At 70.9% G+C, this 19,677-nt stretch carries 15 protein-coding genes, 1 tRNA gene and 2 pseudogenes; 9 read left to right on the top strand and 9 right to left on the bottom strand.

What is annotated here, in order from left to right:
- Nucleotides 1-142: 142 nt before the first annotated feature.
- Nucleotides 143-1,699 carry an MFS transporter gene (locus tag ACLB9X_RS33250; protein ID WP_410364155.1) on the bottom strand — a complete coding sequence of 519 codons (1,557 nt, stop codon included), beginning with the start codon at nt 1,697-1,699 and terminating at the stop codon, nt 143-145.
- A 62-nt stretch (nt 1,700-1,761) separates the two neighbouring features.
- Here ACLB9X_RS33250 and ACLB9X_RS33255 point away from each other — a divergent pair, with 62 nt between their 5' ends.
- Nucleotides 1,762-2,721, top strand: coding sequence for a helix-turn-helix transcriptional regulator (locus tag ACLB9X_RS33255; protein WP_410364156.1), 960 nt, complete (start codon nt 1,762-1,764; stop codon nt 2,719-2,721).
- A 145-nt stretch (nt 2,722-2,866) separates the two neighbouring features.
- On the opposite strand, the gene ACLB9X_RS33260 is transcribed toward ACLB9X_RS33255, so the two are convergent.
- Nucleotides 2,867-3,895, bottom strand: a complete 1,029-nt coding sequence (locus tag ACLB9X_RS33260; protein ID WP_410364157.1) for an RNA polymerase sigma factor RpoD/SigA — start codon at nt 3,893-3,895, stop codon at nt 2,867-2,869.
- A gap of 355 nt (nt 3,896-4,250) precedes the next feature.
- Entirely contained in the window at nt 4,251-5,033 is a 783-nt protein-coding gene (locus tag ACLB9X_RS33265; RefSeq protein ID WP_410364158.1) for a dioxygenase, read from the bottom strand.
- A gap of 114 nt (nt 5,034-5,147) precedes the next feature.
- On the opposite strand from ACLB9X_RS33265, the gene ACLB9X_RS33270 reads away from it, so the two are divergent.
- Nucleotides 5,148-5,663 (top strand): MarR family winged helix-turn-helix transcriptional regulator, encoded by a 516-nt coding sequence (locus ACLB9X_RS33270; protein ID WP_410364159.1) that lies wholly within the window; start codon nt 5,148-5,150, stop codon nt 5,661-5,663.
- Between the two features lie 141 nt (nt 5,664-5,804).
- Here ACLB9X_RS33270 and ACLB9X_RS33275 read toward each other — a convergent pair whose 3' ends face one another.
- Together ACLB9X_RS33275 and ACLB9X_RS33280 are read right to left on the bottom strand one after the other, a co-directional pair.
- On the bottom strand, nt 5,805-7,337 hold the full coding sequence (locus tag ACLB9X_RS33275; protein ID WP_410364160.1) for an MFS transporter: 1,533 nt from the start codon (nt 7,335-7,337) through the stop codon (nt 5,805-5,807).
- A gap of 198 nt (nt 7,338-7,535) precedes the next feature.
- Nucleotides 7,536-8,183, bottom strand: a complete 648-nt coding sequence (locus ACLB9X_RS33280; RefSeq protein WP_410364161.1) for a TetR/AcrR family transcriptional regulator — start codon at nt 8,181-8,183, stop codon at nt 7,536-7,538.
- Between the two features lie 310 nt (nt 8,184-8,493).
- Between ACLB9X_RS33280 and ACLB9X_RS33285 the strand changes: the two genes are divergently transcribed.
- A complete protein-coding gene (locus ACLB9X_RS33285; RefSeq protein ID WP_410364162.1) occupies nt 8,494-9,780 on the top strand; it encodes a M6 family metalloprotease domain-containing protein in 1,287 nt (428 codons plus the stop codon).
- Nucleotides 9,781-9,833: 53 nt separating this feature from the next.
- Here ACLB9X_RS33285 and ACLB9X_RS33290 read toward each other — a convergent pair whose 3' ends face one another.
- A complete protein-coding gene (locus ACLB9X_RS33290) occupies nt 9,834-11,504 on the bottom strand; it encodes a class I adenylate-forming enzyme family protein (RefSeq protein WP_410364163.1) in 1,671 nt (556 codons plus the stop codon).
- A 174-nt stretch (nt 11,505-11,678) separates the two neighbouring features.
- Between ACLB9X_RS33290 and ACLB9X_RS33295 the strand changes: the two genes are divergently transcribed.
- Nucleotides 11,679-11,751 (top strand) — tRNA-Arg (locus ACLB9X_RS33295).
- Between the two features lie 46 nt (nt 11,752-11,797).
- On the opposite strand, the gene xerC is transcribed toward ACLB9X_RS33295, so the two are convergent.
- The gene (gene xerC, locus ACLB9X_RS33300; RefSeq protein ID WP_410364164.1) at nt 11,798-13,471 is read right to left on the bottom strand and encodes a tyrosine recombinase XerC; all 1,674 of its coding nucleotides are present in this window, start codon (nt 13,469-13,471) and stop codon (nt 11,798-11,800) included.
- Between the two features lie 3 nt (nt 13,472-13,474).
- Complete coding sequence (locus ACLB9X_RS33305; protein WP_410364165.1) at nt 13,475-14,149, bottom strand: helix-turn-helix domain-containing protein; 675 nt, start codon at nt 14,147-14,149, stop codon at nt 13,475-13,477.
- 95 nt (nt 14,150-14,244) lie between these two features.
- Between ACLB9X_RS33305 and ACLB9X_RS33310 the strand changes: the two genes are divergently transcribed.
- From ACLB9X_RS33310 to ACLB9X_RS33330, 5 genes and pseudogenes are all read left to right on the top strand, one after another.
- Nucleotides 14,245-14,475 carry a hypothetical protein gene (locus ACLB9X_RS33310; protein WP_410364166.1) on the top strand — a complete coding sequence of 77 codons (231 nt, stop codon included), beginning with the start codon at nt 14,245-14,247 and terminating at the stop codon, nt 14,473-14,475.
- A 227-nt stretch (nt 14,476-14,702) separates the two neighbouring features.
- Nucleotides 14,703-15,986 carry a DUF3631 domain-containing protein gene (locus ACLB9X_RS33315; RefSeq protein ID WP_410364167.1) on the top strand — a complete coding sequence of 428 codons (1,284 nt, stop codon included), beginning with the start codon at nt 14,703-14,705 and terminating at the stop codon, nt 15,984-15,986.
- Between the two features lie 448 nt (nt 15,987-16,434).
- Nucleotides 16,435-17,217 (top strand): DUF2637 domain-containing protein, encoded by a 783-nt coding sequence (locus ACLB9X_RS33320; RefSeq protein ID WP_410364168.1) that lies wholly within the window; start codon nt 16,435-16,437, stop codon nt 17,215-17,217.
- 356 nt (nt 17,218-17,573) lie between these two features.
- The gene (locus ACLB9X_RS33325) at nt 17,574-18,134 is read left to right on the top strand and encodes a MobC family plasmid mobilization relaxosome protein (protein WP_410364169.1); all 561 of its coding nucleotides are present in this window, start codon (nt 17,574-17,576) and stop codon (nt 18,132-18,134) included.
- Nucleotides 18,131-19,462 (top strand): annotated as a pseudogene (locus tag ACLB9X_RS33330) (relaxase/mobilization nuclease domain-containing protein); the annotation flags it as partial. The gene ACLB9X_RS33325 and the pseudogene ACLB9X_RS33330, both read left to right, overlap by 4 nt.
- Before the next feature lie 30 nt (nt 19,463-19,492).
- Here ACLB9X_RS33330 and ACLB9X_RS33335 read toward each other — a convergent pair.
- Nucleotides 19,493-19,677 (bottom strand): annotated as a pseudogene (locus tag ACLB9X_RS33335) (hypothetical protein); the annotation flags it as partial.

Genomic DNA, 19,677 nt, shown 5'->3' on the forward strand with positions numbered 1-19,677 from the left:
ACGTCGTGGCGCGGGCATCGACGACCGGCTGCGGTCCCGGACCGCCGGACGGCCTCAGCGGGCGAGCACCTGCTCCGTTCCCGGACCGCCGGGCGATCTCGGCGCGCGAGCACCGGCCTCGTACTCAGGCCGCCGGGCGGTCTCAGCGCGTGAGCACCGGCTCCGGCTCGCCTTCCTGCGCATCGTCCGCCCGCTCGGCCGTCTTCTCGACCGGCTCCGGGGCGTCGTCCGCCGCGCCCGCCTCCAGGTGCTGTTTCGGCCGCGCCGGCAGGGCGAACATCACCAGGAAGATCGCGCCGAGCACCGCCGCCACCCACCACAGCGAGTACTGGAAGGCCTCGGCGAACGCCCGGCCCGCCGTGCCCGGCGCGAGGCTCTCCTCGTCGATCGTGCCGAAGAAGACCACCGACACCAGGCCGAGACCGAGCGCGTTGCCCATCTGGCCGGTCGTGTTGATCAGGCCCGACGCCGAACCGGCGTGCTCGCGCGGCACCTCCGAGAGCACCGCGTCCGTGAGCGGCGCGACGATCAGGCCCATGCCCACGCCCATGACGACCAGCGGCAGGATCATCTGCCAGGGGGCGATGGCCGTGCCGTACCGGTCCACCTCCCAGATGTAGATCAGCAGACCGGCGGCCATCGTCACCGCGCCCGCCTGCAGCACCTTCCGCCCGAAGCGCGGCACCAGCAGCTGCACCGACATCCCCGCCGCCGCCGAGACGGCGATGGAGAACGGAACGCCGGTCAGGCCGGCCTTCAGCGGGCTCCAGCCGAGTCCGATCTGCATGTACAGCGTCCAGACCAGGAAGAAGATGCCCAGCACCACACCGAACGTCAACTGTACGGCGATGCCCGCGGCGAAGCTCTTCACCTTGAACAGCGACAGCTCGACCAGCGGGGAGCCGTCCTTGCGGGTCTTGTGCCTCTCGTACGCCACGAACACGGCGAACACCAGGGGGCTGGCCGCCATGCACAGGTGGCCCCACAGCGGCCAGTCCAGCTCACGCCCGCGGGTGAGCGGGTAGATCAGCATGAGCAGCCCGAGGGTGACCAGGGCGACGCCGACGAGGTCGAGCCGGAGCGCCTTCGGGGCACGGGACTCGGTGATGAACTTCCGTCCGAGGATCAGACCGGCGATACCGACCGGAAGGTTGATCAGGAAGATCGGGCGCCATTCGAGGCCGAAGAGGTTCCACTGGGTCAGCAGCGCGCCGAGCAGCGGCCCGGAGACCGCCCCGAGTCCGACGACCGCGCCGAACAGGCCGAACACCTTGCCGCGTTCGTGCGCCGGGAAGGTGACGTGCACGATCGCGAGGACCTGGGGCACCATCATGGCCGCCGCGGTGCCCTGCAGGAGCCGGGAGGCGACCAGCATCTCCTCGTTGGGCGCGAACCCGCAGAGAGCGGAGGCGACCGTGAATCCGGCGATGCCGATCAGGAACAGCCGCCGACGGCCGTAGATGTCACCGAGCCGGCCGCCCGTGATCAGACCGGCGGCGAAGGCGAGCGCGTACCCGGCGGTGATCCACTGGATCGCGCCGAACGAGGCGCCGAGGTCCCGTTCGATGCTGGGGATCGCGATGTTGACGATGGTGACGTCGACGAGGTCCATGAAGGCCGCGGTCATGACGATGGCAAGGGCGATCCATCGCCTGCGGTCCGATGCCGTACTCGTTACGGCGGGCTGCTGTGAACTCATACGAGGATTCTGGCGCTCGTATAGGTCAGATCATGTCCTAGATGCGCGCCATCCTGGAATGCATGACGGACACTCCGGCACGACTCCTCAACCTGCTCTCGCTCCTCCAGACCCCGCGGGAATGGCCCGGCAGCGAACTCGCCGACCGCCTCGGCGTCAGCCCGCGCACGATCCGGCGCGACATCGACCGGTTGCGGGACCTCGGCTATCCGGTGGAGGCGACCAAGGGCGCGGTCGGCGGATACCGCCTGGTCGCGGGCGCCGCGATGCCGCCCCTCCTGCTGGACGACGAGGAGGCGGTGGCCATCGCGGTCGGCCTGCGGGCGGGTGCGGGCCACGCCATCGAGGGCATCGAGGAGGCCTCGGTGCGGGCCCTGGCCAAACTGGAACAGGTGCTTCCGTCCCGGCTGAGGCACCGCGTGACCACCCTTCAGGCGGCGACGCTCCCGCTGGCCAGGGGCGACGGCGCCACCATCGATCCGCAGACGCTGACGGTCATCGCGGGAGCCGTCACCGGGCGCGAGCGGCTGCGCTTCGCCTACCGCGCGGGCGACGGCGCGGAGACGCGCCGGCAGGTCGAGCCGTACCGGCTCGTGTCGACGGGGCGCCGGTGGTACCTCGTCGCGTACGACCTCCTGCGCGAGGACTGGCGCACGTTCCGTGTGGACCGGGTGACGGAGCCGTTCGCCACCGGGGCGCGGTTCGCTCCGCGGGAGGCTCCGGTGGGGGACGCGGCGGAGCTGCTGAGCCACACGATGTCGCGGCAGCAGCAGGAACACGACGTGGACGTGAGCTTCCGCGCTTCGGCGTCGTTCGTGGCGGCGCGGCTGCCCGACCACCTGGGCACGCCCGTCCCGACGAGCGAGGACACGTGCCGGCTGCGGACGCGGTCGGCGGACTCGGTGGAGTGGCTGGCGCTGCGACTGGCGCTGGTCGACTGCGAGTTCACGGTGCACGGCCCGCAGCCGCTGCGGGATTACGTGACGGACCTGGCAACCCGCCTGACCAGGTCCACGGCCTGACATGTGCGCTCACGCCGACACCCACCCCCGGACGACCCTCCCCGTGCGCTCACGCGCGCAGTGGACGGCCCCGGACGTGCGGCGGCGGACGGTCCTGGTGGATGCCAGGACCGTCCGCCACTTGCCCTCGTCCGCCCCCGGCGGACTAGGCCGCCGCGTCGAAGCCCGTGTCGCGGGCCATGCGCTTCAGCTCCAGCAGCGCGTGCTTCTCGATCTGACGGATCCGCTCGCGCGTCAGGCCGTGCTCCTTGCCGACCTCTGTCAGCGTGCGCTCCCGGCCGTCCTCGATGCCGTACCGCATACGGATGATCGAGGCGGTGCGGTGGTCGAGCCTGCCGATCAGGTCGTCGAGCTCCTCGCTGCGCAGCAGCGTGAGCACCGACTGCTCCGGCGACACCGCCGAGGTGTCCTCCAGCAGATCGCCGAACTGCGTCTCGCCGGCGTCGTCCACGGACATGTTCAGGCTGACCGGGTCACGGGCCCAGTCCAGGACGTCGGTGATGCGCTCCGGCGTCGAGCCCAGCTCCTCCGCGATCTCGGCTGCCTCCGGCTCCCTGCCGTGCTCCCTGCTGAACTCGCGCTGGACGCGGCGGATGCGGCCCAGCTCCTCCACCAGGTGGACGGGAAGCCGGATGGTGCGGGACTGGTCGGCTATGGAACGGGTGATCGCCTGGCGGATCCACCACGTGGCATACGTGGAGAACTTGAAGCCCTTCGCGTAGTCGAACTTCTCGACCGCGCGGACCAGGCCCGCGTTCCCCTCCTGGATCAGGTCGAGCAGGGGCAGTCCGCTGCGCGGATAGCGCCGGGCGACGGCCACGACGAGGCGCAGGTTGGACCGGATGAAGACATCCTTCGCCCGCTCGCCGCCCGCGGCGAGTGCTTCCAGCTCCTCACGCGTGGCTCCGCCGGCCTCGCTCTGCACCTCTCCGTCGAGGATCTGGCGGGCGTACACCCCCGCCTCGATGGTCTGGGACAGCTCGACCTCCTTGGCGGCGTCGAGCAGTGGCGTGCGCGCGATCTCGTCGAGGTACATGCCGACCAGGTCGCGGTCGGCGATCTCCCCGCCCACGGCGCGAACGCTGCTCGCCCTGTCGGTCCCACCCCCGGAGCCGGAGACCTGAGAGATGTCCCCGGCGTCGGACTGGCGACGGGCGACGGCACGGGTTGCCATGCGAGCTCCCTTGCTGAGTAGGTCACGACACCCTCCCGGGTGCCCTGCATCCGAAGGAAACAACGACTGGAATCCGGACAGAATTCCCATCAGGTGCATCGATTTCCGCGATCATGCAGTACCCTGTGCCGCCACCCACGAGGGCGGACGGATGTCGTCGGAGCGCAGGGACGTGCAGGTCAGGGCGGGCGTGGAGGTCGATCTGAGCCCCCTGCCGGCATCTCCCACCACTGCGCCCGTGAGACCGCCGTCACATTCCCCACCACCGAATCCACCCCCGGACCACGTCGTCCGCGGCTGCACTCCCACCCTGAAGACGGCCCGCACCGCCTTCTGGTTGCGTTGTGGGCGCGCCTCAGCCGAACTGCACGGAGCGCTTGGCGAGCCCCATCCAGAAGCCGTCGATCACGCTCCGGCCGGTCTCCAGTTCGTCCTGCGCAGCGCCCAGCGTGACGAACAGCGGGGCGAAGTGCTCCGTGCGCGGGTGGGCGATGCGGCCTGCGGGGGCCTTGTTCTCGAAGTCCAGCAGGGCGTCCACGTCGGCGGCGGCCAGCGCCCGCCGCCCCCAGTCGTCGAACTCGGCCGACCAGCCCGGCGTCCCCGCGTGCCGCAGTGCCGCCAGATTGTGGGTGAAGAAGCCGCTGCCGACGATCAGTACGCCCTCGTCCCGCAGCGGGGCGAGCCGTCGCCCGATGTCCAGGAGCCGCGCGGGGTCTAGCGTCGGCATGGCGATCTGGAGGACGGGGACGTCGGCGCCGGGGAACATCTCGACGAGCGGGACGTACGCGCCGTGGTCGAGGCCGCGGTCCGGGACGTCCTGCACCGGCGTGCCGGCGCGGCGGAGCAACTTGCGGACGGAGTCGGCGAGTTCAGGGGCGCCGGGAGCCGCGTAGCGCACCTGGTAGTAGTGCTCGGGGAAGCCCCAGAAGTCGTAGACGAGAGGGACGGTCGCGGTCGCGCCGAGCGCGAGCGGGGCCTCCTCCCAGTGCGCGGAGACGACGAGGATCGCCCTGGGGCGCGGCAGTCCGGTGGACCAGGCCGCGAGCTCGCCGGGCCAGACCGGGTCGTCGGCGAGCGGCGGGGCGCCGTGGGACAGATAGAGGGCGGGCATGCGCTCCGCGGCAGGGCTGGCGTTCATGGCGGCTGACTCCAGGACTTCATTGAACTTTCAAGTTCAGCTCACGACACTACTCCAGCGGGCCATTTAGTTCAACATTCAAGAATGGGTCCGTACGGTCGTACAGTGGGATGCATGAACACGGCATCCATGGGCGACAGCGAGTCCGAGCCGCGCTGGCTGACCGAGGAGGAACAGCGCGTCTGGCGTTCCTACCTGCATGCCACCACTCTCTTCGAGGACCATCTCGACCGCCAGCTGCAGCGGGACGCGGGCATGCCACACATCTACTACGGCCTGCTCGTCCAGCTCTCCCAGGCACCGCGCCGCCGCCGCAGGATGACCGAACTCGCGATCGACGCGAAGATCACCCGCTCCCGGCTCTCGCACGCCATCGCCCGCCTGGAGAAGAACGGCTGGGTGCGCCGCGAGGACTGCCCCTCCGACCGGCGCGGCCAGAACGCCGTGCTCACGGACGAGGGCTTCGAGGTCCTCAAGCGGGCGGCGCCCGGGCACGTGGAGGCGGTGCGCCAGGCGATGTTCGACCGGCTCACGTCCGAACAGGTGCGGCAGCTGGGCGAGATCATGCAGCTGATGGCCGAGGGGCTGCAGCCGCAGGACACGGGCGCGGACCTGCCCTGGCTGCGCTGAGCGGACCCGTCACCGCTGCCCGGCCCGGCCCGCACGCATTCGTACACCGGCAGGCAGGAGCCCGGCTGGTACACGGGCAGGGGCCCGCCCCGGGTCGATCATCCGGGCCGGGCCCCTGCCGCGTGGCCTCTCGCGTACGCCTCAGTGCGCGACGACGGGAATCCTGACCTCGTCCTCGGCGCCGTCACCCGCACCCGAACCCGCGGTGGGCGAAACGGCCCCCGGGCGCCCGGAGTTGATGAACGTCGCGGCGATCGTGGCCGAGACGGCCAGGATGCCGACCGCCCACCAGATCGCGGACGAGAAGCCGTGCACCATGCCCTGGAGCTCCAGCAGCTTCGGGTCGGCCGCACCGGCCGCGTGCGAGGCGATGTACGAGGTCGTGGCGGACGCGGCGATCGTATTCAGCAGCGCCGTCCCGATCGCCCCGCCGACCTGCTGCGAGGTGTTGACCATCGCGGAGGCGACACCGGCGTCGGCCGGGTTCACGCCGTACGTGGACAGGGACATGGCCGGCATGAACGCCGTACCCATACCGAGGCCCAGCAGCAGCTGCGCGGGCAGGATCAGGCCGACGTACGAGCTGTCGACCTCCAGCTGCGTCAGCATCAGCATGCCGACGGCGGCGACGACGAAGCCGGGCGCCATCAGCAGCCGCGGCGGCACACGGGTCATCAGACGGGCGCCGATCTGGGTCGAGCCCGTGATCATGCCCGCGATCATCGGCAGGAACGCGAAGCCGGTCCTGACCGGGGAGTACCCCTTCACGACCTGCAGGTAGAACGTCAGGAAGAGGAACAGCCCGAACATCGCGATGATCGCGAGGCCCAGCGAGAGGTAGACACCGCCCCGGTTGCGCTCGGTCAGGACGCGCAGCGGCAGCAGCGGCGAGCTGACCTTGGCCTCCGTGGCGACGAAGGCGGCGAGCAGCACCGCGGAGGCGACGAACATGGCCACGGTCAGGCCGTCGGACCAGCCCGCGGACTCGGCGCGGGTGAAGCCGTAGACCAGCGCGACCAGACCCAGGGTGGACAGGACGACGCCGGGGATGTCGAGCGACGAGCGGTTCCGCGCGCCCTCCGGTTCGCGGATGACGACGTACGCGCCGACCGCCGCGATGATCGCGAACGGGATGTTGACGAAGAACGTCCAGCGCCAGTTGAGGTACTCGGTGAGGAAGCCGCCGAGGATGAGCCCGACCGCGCCACCGCCACCGGCGATCGCGCCGTAGATGCCGAACGCCTTGGCGCGCTCCTTGGCGTCGGTGAACATCACCGCGAGCAGCGAGAGCGCGGCGGGCGCGAGCAGCGCGCCGAACACACCCTGCAGGGCGCGGGCGCCGAGCATCATCGCCTCGCCGGTCGCCGCGCCGCCGAGCGCGGAGGCGGCGGCGAAGCCGAGCAGGCCGACGACGAAGGTCCGCTTGCGGCCCCACAGGTCGGCGATGCGACCTCCGAAGAGCAGCAGACCGCCGAAGGCGAGGGCGTAGGCGGTGATGACCCACTGCCGGTTGGCGTCGGAAATGCCCAGGTCCTGCTGGGCGGTGGGGAGCGCGATGTTCACGATCGTCGCGTCGAGGACCACCATGAGCTGGGCGAGGGCGATGAAGACCAGAGCTTTCCAGCGGCTCGGGTCCGGCAGGGATATGTCGGGTGTTCCGGTTGTTTTCGGCATGGGTCTGGCCACCTAAGGAGTACGAGAGGTCACGCGAGGTGCGTCATGGCGTCAAAAGGCCCGCGGGGAGGGGGTCTCGGCGTTGAGACCCCGGAAGCGGGGTGAAGTCATCGGCCGGGTCGGGCCCGGCCTGGCACCGCCGGATCGACACGCGGGTGACCGCGAGGCGATGGCGCTGCCGGAATCGGCGCTACGGCGTCAGGAGCTGCTCCGCAGGTCTTCGAGGGTGGCGGCCGCGCCGGGCAGTTCGGAGCGTGCGGGCGCTTCGAGGCCGTCCAGGAACAGCTGCAGATGACGGTGGACGAACCGGTCCATGTTCGGGCACGCGGTGCCCGGCAGGGGCCGGGTGAGCTGGGAGAGAGCGACCATCAGGTCCCCGACCGCGACGTCACCGCGCATCCTGCCCGCCGCCTGGGCCCGCTCGACGAGCCCGCGTACGGCCTCGTCCAGGAGCTCGCGTCCGGTGTGCAGGTCCGGATGGTCGGAGTCGAAGGCTCCGGAGAGCATCGGGCACAGGGCGCCGATGCGCTCGTCGGCCGCCTCGTGGACGAACCGGCGCAGGGCGGCGAACGAGTCGGCCTCCTCGGCCGCCGCCGTCATCGCCCGCTCGGTGGTACGGGACATCACGGAGACGACGACCTCGCGAACGAGGACCGCACGGTCGGGGAAATGGCGGTAGAGCGTGGCGTTGCCGACGCCGGCGCGACGGGCGATCTCGTCCAGCGGGACCTCGGGCCCGTACTCGACGAACATCTCCCGCGCGGCCGACACGATCCGCTCGCGGTTCCGCAGGGCGTCGGCCCGCGGACGCGGCGCGCTGCGCGTTTCGGTGGCGGCGGGGCTCACGACCACTCCTTCCGGTCGTCTGTGGATCCGGCTCCTGCTGCTCGACGGGCCTCGTCGGTCTCGACGGGGCCTCGCCCAAGCGGGGATCCGATCCCCGTTTGGCGGGACACCGATGCAAACGGGGAGAGGTTCCCCGGTTATTTCCCCTCCCGGATGTGAGCTGAGCCACTTCTGCCGGGATCGAACGTGCGGCCCGGGAAATACGCACGATCGGCCCACCCTGACGCGCGAGCGGCCGCAGGCCGCCACAGGCTGACGGAGAAAGCGCAGCGAGGGTCCGGCCTGCTGCCGCGGACCCGAAGGCGAACGCATGCAGCAGCCCCGCCACCGGATACGCACACGGAGCAGCCACCGCCGGCTCGGCGGCCTCGCCGCGCTCGCCGCCCTCACCCTCGCGGCGCTGGCCACGGCGAGTTCCACGATTCCCGCGCCGTCCAAGGCGTCGGCGGGACCGGTGGCCGCTCCGGACGCTCCCGGGCTCGGGCCCTGCCGCATTCCCTCGGTGACCGGCGTGCAGATGTCGGAGGGCGTGCCCACCCCGCCCGGCTACACCCGGTCCACCGGCGAGATCAGCGCCCTCAACCTCATGATCGATTTCTCGGACGCGGTGGGCGAGGGGCCGGCGCTCGACCGCCTGGCGGAGTTCTTCCCCCAGACCTCCAAGTGGTTCCGCACCAGCTCGTACGGCCGGCTCAGCTACCGTCCCCACGCCCCGGTGACGGACTGGCTGCGGATGCCGCTGCCGTTCGCGGCGTACGGGATAGACCGCGGGTCACCGTACGAGCCGGGCTACCGCAAGCTCGTCGAGGACCTCGTGAAGGTCGCCGACGCGAAGGTCGACTTCAGCCGGTACGACCTGATCAACGTCCTCGTCACGCCCAACGCCGGCCCGTCCGCCCTCGACACCGTCCTGTCCGTGACCTTCTCCGGCAACGACGAGGCGCCGTACGCGGACGGGGTGCCGCTGGCCAACGCGTCCTTCGTCTACAGCAGGCAGGACGACGGCTCGGGATCGTACGACCGGACCGGCTACCGGGTCCTGCCGCACGAGAACGGCCACGTCTTCGGCCTGCCCGACCTCTACACCGCGCAGGGCGGGGGCGCCGTGGGCCACTGGGACATCATGTCCGAGGACTGGGGCGCCAACAACGACCTGCTGGGCTGGCACAAGTGGAAGCTGGGCTGGCTCGACAACGACCAGGTCCGCTGCGCCTCCGCGCCGGGCACGGCGGAGTACGCGCTCACCCCGCTCGCCGCCACGGGCGGCTCCAAGCTGGTGGTCGTGCCGCTGACCGAGGACAGCGGGTACGCGGTGGAGGTACGGACCCGGGCGGGCAACGACGCGGCCGTGTGCGAGCCGGGCGTGCTGATCTACCGGGTGAAGTCGAGCGTGGACACGGGCCGGGGCCCGGTGACGGTCATGGACAGCCAGGCCGGCAGCGGTGGCTGCACGCGCAGCCCCAACGTCCACGCGGAACTGTCCGACGCGCCGTACCGGCCCGGCCAGACGTTCACGGACGCCGGGAACGGGGTGCGCGTCTCGGTGGTGCGCAAGGAGAAGGGCGACGTGTACCGGGTGCGGGTCACTCGCTCCTGAGCCGGCTTGCGCGTGCTTCACGCGGCTCCCGTACATCAGGCGGCCCCCGTACATCAGGCGGCTGTGAACCCCGCCCTCAGCTCCCTCTTCAGAATCTTCCCCGTGGGATTGCGCGGCAGCGGCTCGGCGCGCAGCACCACATGCGCGGGCACCTTGAACGCGGCGAGCGCCTTGCCGACGTGCGCCCGCAGCTCCTCGGCGTCCGCCGTGGCGCCGGGCCGCAGCTGCACGACGGCCGCGACCTCCTCCCCGAGCACCGGATGCGGCACCCCGAGGACGGCGGCGTCGGCGACATCGGGATGGTCGTGCAGGACACCCTCCACTTCGACGCAGTACACGTTCTCGCCGCCGCGGATGACCATGTCCTTGATCCGGTCGACCACACTGACGCGCCCGTCCCGGACGGTCGCGAGGTCGCCGGTCCTGAACCAGCCGTCGCGGAACGCCTCCGCGGTCGCACGCTCGTCGCGCCAGTAGCCCCGGCAGACGCCCTGGCCGCGCAGCCAGAGTTCGCCGACCGCGCCCTCGGGCAGCGGCTCGCCGTTCGGCCCGGCGATGCGGACCTCGACGGCGGGCGCGGGGCGGCCGACGCTGCCGGGGTGCGCGCGGTAGGCGTCGCCGAAGTTCGCCAGGACTCCCCCGCTGGTCTCGGTGAGCCCGTAACCGTTGCGCGGCTCGATCCGCCGCCCGTACGCGGCGGTCAGCCGCTCCACCAGGCCGGGCGGGGCGGCGGCCCCGCCGGTGCTCAGGTTGGTGAGAGTCTCCAGTCCGGAGCCCGCCCGCTCGGCTGCGTCCAGCAGCTGCAGTGCGGTGGTCGGCACACCGGAGTAGTGGGTGACCCGGTGGCGCTCGACGAGTGCGAGCGCCTGGCCGGCGTCCCACTTGCGCATCAGGACGAGGGTGCCGCCGACGCCCATCATCGCGTAGAGCGTCGTGAACGCCGCGACGTGGAAGAAGGGGAAGGTCATCAGCGTGACGGGGGCCGGCCCCCGGCCCGGCACCAGGCCGCGCCCGAGCGCGGCGGCGGTGGCGTGGTACCGCGGATGCACGGTGGCCCCGGCCTGCGCGAGGTGCGTGGCGACGGCGCCCTTGGAACGGCCGGTGGTCCCCGACGTGTAGATGATGGTGGCGTCGCTCTCCGCCGCCACGTCCACGGCGGGCGGCGCGGCGAGCGAGTCGGGCGCGTCGAGGTCCTCGTACCGCTCGACGCCGTCGTCGGTCGCGCCGGCGTGGTGGAAGACGACGGTCCGGACGCGGTTCGCCCGCCGCCACGCCTCCACGCGGGGCAGCCGCTCGCCGTCGACGAGGAGCACGGCGGGGGTGCAGTCGTCGAGCGCGTACGCGAGCTCGTCCTCCGTCCACCAGGCGTTGAGCGGCACGGCGACGAGCCCGGCCAGCTGCGCCGCCCAGAAGGCGATCTGCCACTCGGGGTGGTTGCGCATGGCGATGGCGGCCCGGTCGCCGGGCCGCAGCCCGTGGACGTCGCTGAAGCGGCAGGCGAGGGCGCAGGCGGCGGCGAAGAACTCCCCGTACGTGTACGTCCGGCTCTCGGCGATCAGGAAGGGCCGCTCCCCGTACGCCCACGTGGCCTCGACGAACTCCCGCAGTGTGCGCGGACCCGTCGCGTACTGCAGCGCACCGTCCTCGCCCCGCACGACGGCGAAGGGCGCCCCCGGAGCGGTGAGCCCGTCGCGCACGGCATCGGACGTCTCGGGCAGCGACACGGCTCGCCCCTCTCCAAGCGCTCGCTCAGTACGCCGGCGACGCTATGCCGCCCCCTGCACCCCGTCAAGGCCGGACCGGCCCGACCGCACGGGCGTGAGCAGGCCAGAGGGGAATGCCCACCGGGCCGGAGGGCTTATCCGCTAGGCTAGGCGCCGGATCTCACGCAGATCCACGCCTTCGTAGCTCAGGGGATAGAGCACCGCTCTCCTAAAGCGGGTGTCGCAGGTTCGAATCCTGCCGGGGGCACAACGCATTACGCCGCTGACCTGGGGTTTCCTCCCAGGGAGGCGCCCTATTCGGCCTCGGACTCCTCGTCCGGGGCCGTTTGCGTGAGCGGTGCGTGAGCGGATGAGTCGCCAGGCCCCGATATTCCTCCCGACGGATCAGCACCATCCGGCACGGAGTCCGACTGCGCCTCATCGGCCTCGTCGGGCTCGGGATCCGCTTCGGGAGCGGCGTTCTCGGCGGTGACCCGGGCGCGCGGTACAAGCCGGGCAGCGGCCTCGGCGATGGCGAGGTCCGCCTCGGGGAGCAGACTCGTGTACGTATCGGCCGTGATGGTGATCGAGGAGTGGCCGAGCATCTCCTGGATGTCCTTCAGGTCGGCCCCCGCTGCGTGGGCGAGGGTTGCGGCACCGTGGCGAAGGTCGTGGAGCCGGACCGGTGGGAGACCGATCTCCTCGTACAGCTCGATGAACCGCCGTGTGACGTTGGCGGGGTGGAGCATCTCGCCGTTCTCCTTGGTGAAGACACGTCCGGTCTCCACCCAGGCACTCCCCCACTCCTCGCGGTCCTTGTCCTGCTGGGCGCGATGCCGCTTGAGGGCCTGGACCGTGTCGGAGTCCAGCGCGATGGTGCGTGCGCCGGCGTCGGTCTTCGGGTCGTCCTCGTACACCTCCCAGCCGTCGACCACGAGTTGCTTGGCGACGGTGATGAGACCGGCGCCCAGGTTGGTGTCGGTCCACTTCTGCCCGCATGCCTCACCCCGTCGCAGCCCGCGAAACGCGATCAGGTGGAACAACGCGTACAGGCGGTCTTCCGCGACGTGGTCGAGGAAGAGGCCAGTGTGCTCCGGCGTCCAGACCATCACCGGCGACGGCTTCTCGCCGGTGCGCTTCCAGTGGAGGATGCGCTCCTCGGTCCACACGAGAGCCTTGGGCCGCTTGCCTGCCTCCAATTCGACGTGGGCGGCCGGGTTGAAGGTGATCAACTGCTGGGCGATCGCAGCGTTCAGTGCAGCCCGCAGCGTGGAGCGAACGCGCTGGCGCGTGGCCGGACCGACGATACGACGGTAGGGCTCCATCTCGGCGATGGCCGCCTTCATCGCCTTGCGGCGGACCCGATGCTCGCGCCCCTTCCAGGGAATCTGGGCGAGGTCCTCGAACGCTTTGCGGCGGGCTGCGTTGCCCTCGGCGATCTCGACGTTGGCCTCAGCGATGGCCTCGAACATCTCCGACAGGTGGGTGACCCGGAGGCGGTCGAGACGCAGGTGCCCGATCCGCGGTTTGAGGTGCACCCGGATATTGCTCTCGTCGCGGCTGATGGCGCTCTGTCGCCCCTTCTTGCCCGCCAGCCACATGTCCAGCCACTCGCCGACCGTGAGTCGGCTCGTCAGGTCCAGGCCGCGGCTGAAGCGCCTACGGGTCGCCTCGATGTCCGGCAACGGCGCCTTCTCGTCGGCCAGCTTCTCCAGCAGCTCAGCGATCAGTGCCATGCCCTCGAGGTCGTCGGTGTCGGCGAGGCCGAGCAGCGCGCGGACGTGGTCGAGGTCGGCCTGGGCCGCCTTGAGGGAGTCGTAGCCGGCGCGGCTGAAGGAGCGGCGGGTGCCGTCCTCGCGAGGCGGGAGCTCCTGGCGTATGGAGTACGAGCCGTGCTTGCGGCTGGAGAGCTTCGGGCACTTCTTGCCGAGCGGCTTACCGGTGTGGGGGTCGCGGCAGTAGCACCGGCGGTGGGTGGAACCCTTCAAAGATCAATTCTCCTCATCGGTGTTGCCGACGTGCGGGTCGACGTCAGCGAGTTCTGGTGGCAGGTCCGGTGGTGTGCCGCCGTCTTCGCGGATGAAGGCGCGGGCACTGCGGAGCCGGTACTTGGCTTCCAACACCCTTTCGGCGTAGTCGGCTTGGGCGAGTACGGCTTCCTCGCGTTCGGCCTGATTGGGTGCCGTCTCGGCCTTCCAGCGCTCGTGCTTCTCGCCTTTCAGGGCGGCCAGGGCGGCGCGCTGGTGGCGGACGTGGGCCCGGAAGTTGCGGAGCATGTCGTCTTCCATGCCGAAGTCCTCCCGGTCGCCGGTGAACCAGCGCATGGCATCCCAGGTCGGTTCGGAGTCCTGCAGGGGAATGCGCTGGACTCGGTCGACGTAGCCGACGGGGTAGAGCAGGCAGATCGGGTAGGTGTGCAGGGCTTCGGCGAGGACGAGGACGTCGACCAGGGGCAGGTTGGCGCGGCGGCCGGATTCCATGTTGGCGATCACGTTGCGCGGGATCGGATGGCCGATCTCCTCGCAGCGGTCGGCCAGGTCCTGGGCGCTCATGCGCAGCTCCTTCCTTCGTCTGCGGACCTCGGCGGCCACCGTGGCCATCACCTGATCCACCCACTCCGGGACGTCGTCCTCGTCATCTCTAGGATCAAAACCGTGTTGTGTCATGAAGACACATTAGCTTCCCGATGATGGTTAGTGATCGCCTGGAGCCGGACGTGATGCCGCGTTCGCCGAGGGCTCACTCACGAACGGAGCACTGCATGCGCAACAAAGAGACCGCCGAGCAGCCCAAGGGCATGACACGAGAAGAGCTGCTGGCCCTGCCCGCCGCCGTTGACCTCGACACCGGCAACCGAGCGCTGGGACTGGGCCGGAGCAAGGGCTACGAGCTGGCCAAGCGCGGCCAGTACCCGTGCAAGATCCTGCGCCTGGGTAAGGCGTACCGCGTCGTGACCGCCGACCTGTTGAACCTGCTTGGCCTGGCCGCATGACGACCCGAGCCCATAGCAGACGCTCCTGCGCTGAGCTGACACAGAAACGCTGGACTGTGGCCGGACGTGGACGTACTGTCCGTGTTCCCTCGCCCCGGCCCAGGAAGCGAGAAAGCCCCCGGCGCGCCAACGCCGGAGGCTCCGCACACTCCACTGCCCGCATTCCAACGAACGACCTGCGTGAGTCGGGCCTGCATGCCCGACATCACCGGATAAGGAGCTGCCCTGTGCAACCTACGACACCCGAGCCCTATTCCGCACCCGGCAAAGCGGTATGGCCGACGGTCGCGGTGCCCGGCCGGCCCGGCCACGCGCCCGAAGCCGCCCCGGCGGCCGATGAGCGGGCGCCGGATACGGTTCCGGTGGATCAGCCCGCCGAGGAGGCGGTGCTGGACCCGGAGCCGACGTACGGCTCCGAGCTGCTGAACGAACTGCGTGCCCAGGTAGCCCAGTTCGTGATCCTGCCCTCCCAGCAGGCGCTGAACGCGGTCACGCTGTGGGTCGCGGCAACGCACCTGCAGCCCGCGTGGCAGCACGCTCCGCGTCTGGCGGTGGTCGGGCCGGCGAAGCGGTGCGGCAAGTCACGGCTGCTGGACGTGCTGACCGAGACGGTCCACGAGCCGATGTTCACCATCAACACCACACCGGCGGCGGTCTTCCGCTCGATCACCGACGAGCCGCCCACCCTGCTGGTGGACGAGGCCGACACCATCTTCGGCACGCCGAAGCAGGCGGAGAAGAACGAGGAGATGCGCGGCCTGCTCAACGCCGGCCACCAGCGCAACCGGTACGTCACCCGCGTCGTCGGCAACGACCACACCCCGCACCGGTTCGCCACCTTCGCCATGGCCGCCCTCGCCGGGATCGGCGACCTTCCCGACACAATCATGGACCGGTCGGTGGTCATCCGCATGCGCCGCCGGGCCGAGGGCGAGAGCGTCAAGCCCTTCCGCTCCCGCCGCGACACCCCAGCCCTCCACGACCTGCGCGACCGCATCGCCGCATGGACACGGCCCCTGCTCGACGAGGCTGCCGACCTGGAACCGGCCATGCCGGTCGAGGACCGCGCCGCCGACACCTGGGAGCCCCTGGTGATCATCGCCGACCTCGCCGCCGGACCCTGGCCCCGCCTCGCCCGCGCGGCGTGCGCGCAGATGGTCACGGCAGAAGCGGCGGCCGAGGAGGACCACCCCAGCTCAGCGCGGATCCTGGCCGACATCCGCCGGGTCTTCGTCGCCCAGCGCGAGGTCGACAGCCTCTGCACGGACGAACTCCTTCACCACCTGCGCCAGGATCCGGAAAGTCCCTGGGCGGAGTGGGGGCGCAGCGGGCTGAGCCCACGTGACCTGGCAGGGATGCTGGGCGACTTCGGCATCAAGTCCGGCAACGTCCGCCTCGCCGACGGCACCCAGCGCAAGGGCTACACGCGCAACAAGTTCCTCGACCCATGGCGCCGCTACTGCCCGACCGTCCACCCGGTCGACACCGACCCCGCCCGCAGCGAGGGCTGAGACCCCGCCCCACCCCGGTTGCCGTCCTTGCCGTCCCTGCCGTAATCCCGCAGGTCAAACGGCATACGGGCAAGACGTCAGCCGGGGCCAAGACGGCAACACGATCATGACTGCCCTGCTGCCCACAGGGACGTCGCCCGGATCCGTCTTGTGCCGTCCCGGGCGTCCTCGCCGTATCGCCGCAGGTCACAGCACATGCGGCCGGGACGGCAAGAACGGATCCGATCCGTCCACGGCCACCGAACCGCAGCCCCACCGCCGTGCGTGCCCCAAGACGCGCTAGCGCCGCCAGGACGGAACACCAGCCCTCCTGCCGTACCGGACCTGACCTGCGGTTGCAACGGCCAAGACGGCAAAGACGGACCACGCCACCACCCCAGGAGAACCCCGCTTGACCACCCTCTCCACACCCACCCACCGGGACCATCGCCCTGCCGATGGGCGGCCGATGACGACCAAGCAGGCTGCCGAGAGATACGCGCTCATCGCGGCCGGAATCGTCATCGTGGCCCTCACCGCCGGCGGGTTCTGGCTGTCGTACGCGCACCTCGCAGAGGTCGCCGGACAACACGGCCTCAAGAGCTCCCCGATCCGCCAGTGGGCCTGGCCCGCGACCCTGGACGCCTTCATCGTCGCGGGCGAACTCCTCATGCTCCGCGCGGGCCTGCGCCGCGTCACCGACGGCTGGGCCATCGCCCTCACCGCCACCGGATCGATCGGCTCCATCGCCCTCAACGTGGCCGGAGTCAGCGGCACGGGCAACGCCAGCGCCGTGCCCCTCCTCGACTATGTGGTCGCCGCGGTTCCGCCGACCGCCGCGCTGCTGGCCTTCGGTGTCCTGATGCGGCAGATCCACCAGCTCGTCGACCGACCCGCTGACCACTCGGACAACTCGCCCGTTCAGGCGCCGATACCACCGGTCACCGCGCCCGCCGAGCCGGTCCGGCCCACTGAGCCTCCGGCCGCCGGTTCCGTCCAGCTGACGGAACCACCGCCCTATGTTTCGGAGAGCAAGCCGCGCGGTGGTCGTCCGCCAAAGGCCACTCTCGCGGAGCTCGTGGCGATCGGCCGGATCGCCCTCGCTGAGCACGGCACACTCAGCCGGTCCCTTCTCCGGAAGGCCGTCAAGGACAGGGGCCTGACGATCGGCAGTCAGCGGCAGACCGAGGTGATGGAGATCCTCCGGCCCGCAATAGAAGCCGCCGTCAAGACCGGTCCGAACAGCGGCTGACCGGAATCCCTGTGGGGTGACCGGAACCCCCTCCGGTCACCCCGGCCAGCCGACCACCGCACCGCTCGCCGCCCGCTTATCCACACCTGTGGATGGCGCGCTGGCCACCAGCACTCCGCCAGTCCTTCCCCCGGATCCTTCCCTCCGACCCGCCTGCCCCCGCCCCTTCCGGAGAACCGCCCGTGACGCACGATCCGCACCGCTCCGACCACACTCCCGACGAGCCGCTGCCGCTGAGGAAGTCCCCTACGCTGATGGGGCGTTTGCGCCGCGCGTTCGGACGGGCTGCCCCTGGCGGAGCCAGTAGTACCCCGAGTCCGACTCAAGGCCGGACTTCGGGGGTCTCCGCCCCGGGGGTGGCGGAGACGGCCCCGCGCCAGGGGGCGCCGGACCAGGGAGCCGGGGCCGAGGGCGGCTCCGACCTGGACACGCTTCACTCCGTCCAGCAAGCCCTCCTGCGCCCCACAGACAGCGCAGCCATCGCCGCCGGCGAGCCTGCCGTGCAGAGCGTGCAGCCCACGATCCGCCGCTTCACCGGCACCAAGCGCAACGACCGTGTCGGCCCGCTGCGCTTCACCGGCGACCAGCGAGCCCGTCTCCAACAGGCTGCGGCCGAGCACGGCTACAAGGGCGACTCCGGCTTCGCCGCCGACATCGTCCTCGCCTTCATCACCGGCCGGTTCACCGCCAACCTGCCCCTGTCGGAGGACCGCCGCCGCACCCACATCTTCCGCGCTCAGGTCCTGCGCCAGCTCAACCGGATCGGCGTCAACGTCAACCAAATCGCCCGCGCCCTCAACAGCGACCACACCCCACCCGACATACGTCAACGCCTGACCGAACTCCGGCACCTGCTGGAGCTGATCGCCGAAGCCCTCCGCGAGCCCGCCGACCCGGAGGAGGCCGGGACAGCGTGATCGCCGCCATCAAGCCCGCCGGGACCAACACCCGTGGCCTGCTCGCCTACCTCTACGGCCGCGGAACCCACGACGAGCACTTCGACCCGCACATCGTGGCCGGCTTCGCGATGCTCGGCATGCCCGACCCCGGCCGCCACGAGAACGCCACCCTCACCGAACTCGCCCGCCACCTCGACGAGCCGGTCTCCTTGCGCAACAGCGAGTTCGGCAAGCCGGTCACCGACCACGTCTGGCACTGCCCGGTCCGCGCCGCACCCGAGGACCGCTACCTCTCCGACGCCGAGTGGGCCGAGATCGCCCAGCGCATCGTCCAGGCCGCCGGCATCGCCCCGGCCGGTGACGACCTGGCCTGCCGCTGGATCGCCGTACGCCACGCCGACGACCACATCCACATCCTCGCCACCACCGTCCGCGAAGACGGACGCCGCCCCAAACTCCACGACAGCGGCCTCCGCGTCGGAGACGCCTGCCGCGAGATCGAAAAGGACTACGGGCTGCGCCGCCTGAAGAAGGGCGACCGCACCGGCGCCCGCCGCCCCACCCAGGCCGAGATGCACAAGGCCGAACGCCTCGGCTGGGACCAGACCAGCCCCGCCTGGCTCCAGGACCGCATCCGCGCCGCCATCCCGCACGCGACGAACGCCGAGGAATTCATCGCCTACCTCGAAGCCAGCGGCGTCGAGGTCCAGGTCCGGCGCGGCCCGTCAGGAGACCTCCTGGGATACGCAGCCGGCCGCCCCGGCGACGTCAACGAGGCCGGCGAGCAGATCTACCACCCCGGAAGCAAGATCTCCCCCGACCTCTCCCTGCCCAAAATCACCGCCCGCCTCGACTCCAGCCGACCCGAAGAACACCCCACCGCCCGCCGCAACCACCCCAGCACCCCCTGGCACCAAGCCACCGACGCCCTCGACACCCTCCACACCGACCTCGCCGACGACACACACGCCCAGGCCCACATCACCGCCCTCGGCGAACTGCTCGAAGCCACCGCCCAGAAGGCACCCGCCCATCTTCACGCCGAACTCCAAGCCGCGTCCCAGGAGTTCGCCCGAGCCCAGCGCTCCCAGATCCGGGCGGAAGACCGAGCCGCCCACGCCCTGCGCAGCGCGGCACGCGACATCGTCCACACCGCCACCGGCCCCGACGGCAGCGCCCTGGCCGCCCTGATCGCAGCCCTCGTCTGGGCCACCATCATCGCCGGACGCTGGCACGAAGCGAACAACCACGCCCACCAGGCCGACGCCGCCCGCCAAGCCGTCCAGCACCTCCAGACAGCCGCCGACCGCGCCCTCGCCCCGACGCTCGCCGAACTCAGTGGGCGGTTCGTGAGTTGATGTCCGTTCCGGACTTGGTTACCGCTTCTTGCTGAAGGTGCCGGGCTCGGCCTCGGTGAGGATTCCTATTGCGACGAGGCGTTTCATCTTGGCGCGGGTGCGTTCGACGTGTTTCGGCAGGAGCTCGAAGTCGAGGGCCTGACAGATGTCTCGGGCCCTCAGCGGACCGTGGGTGTCGTTGAAGACGGCGAGGATGCGCGGGT

This window comes from Streptomyces sp. 5K101, assembly GCF_046506645.1.
Lineage (GTDB): Bacteria > Actinomycetota > Actinomycetes > Streptomycetales > Streptomycetaceae > Streptomyces.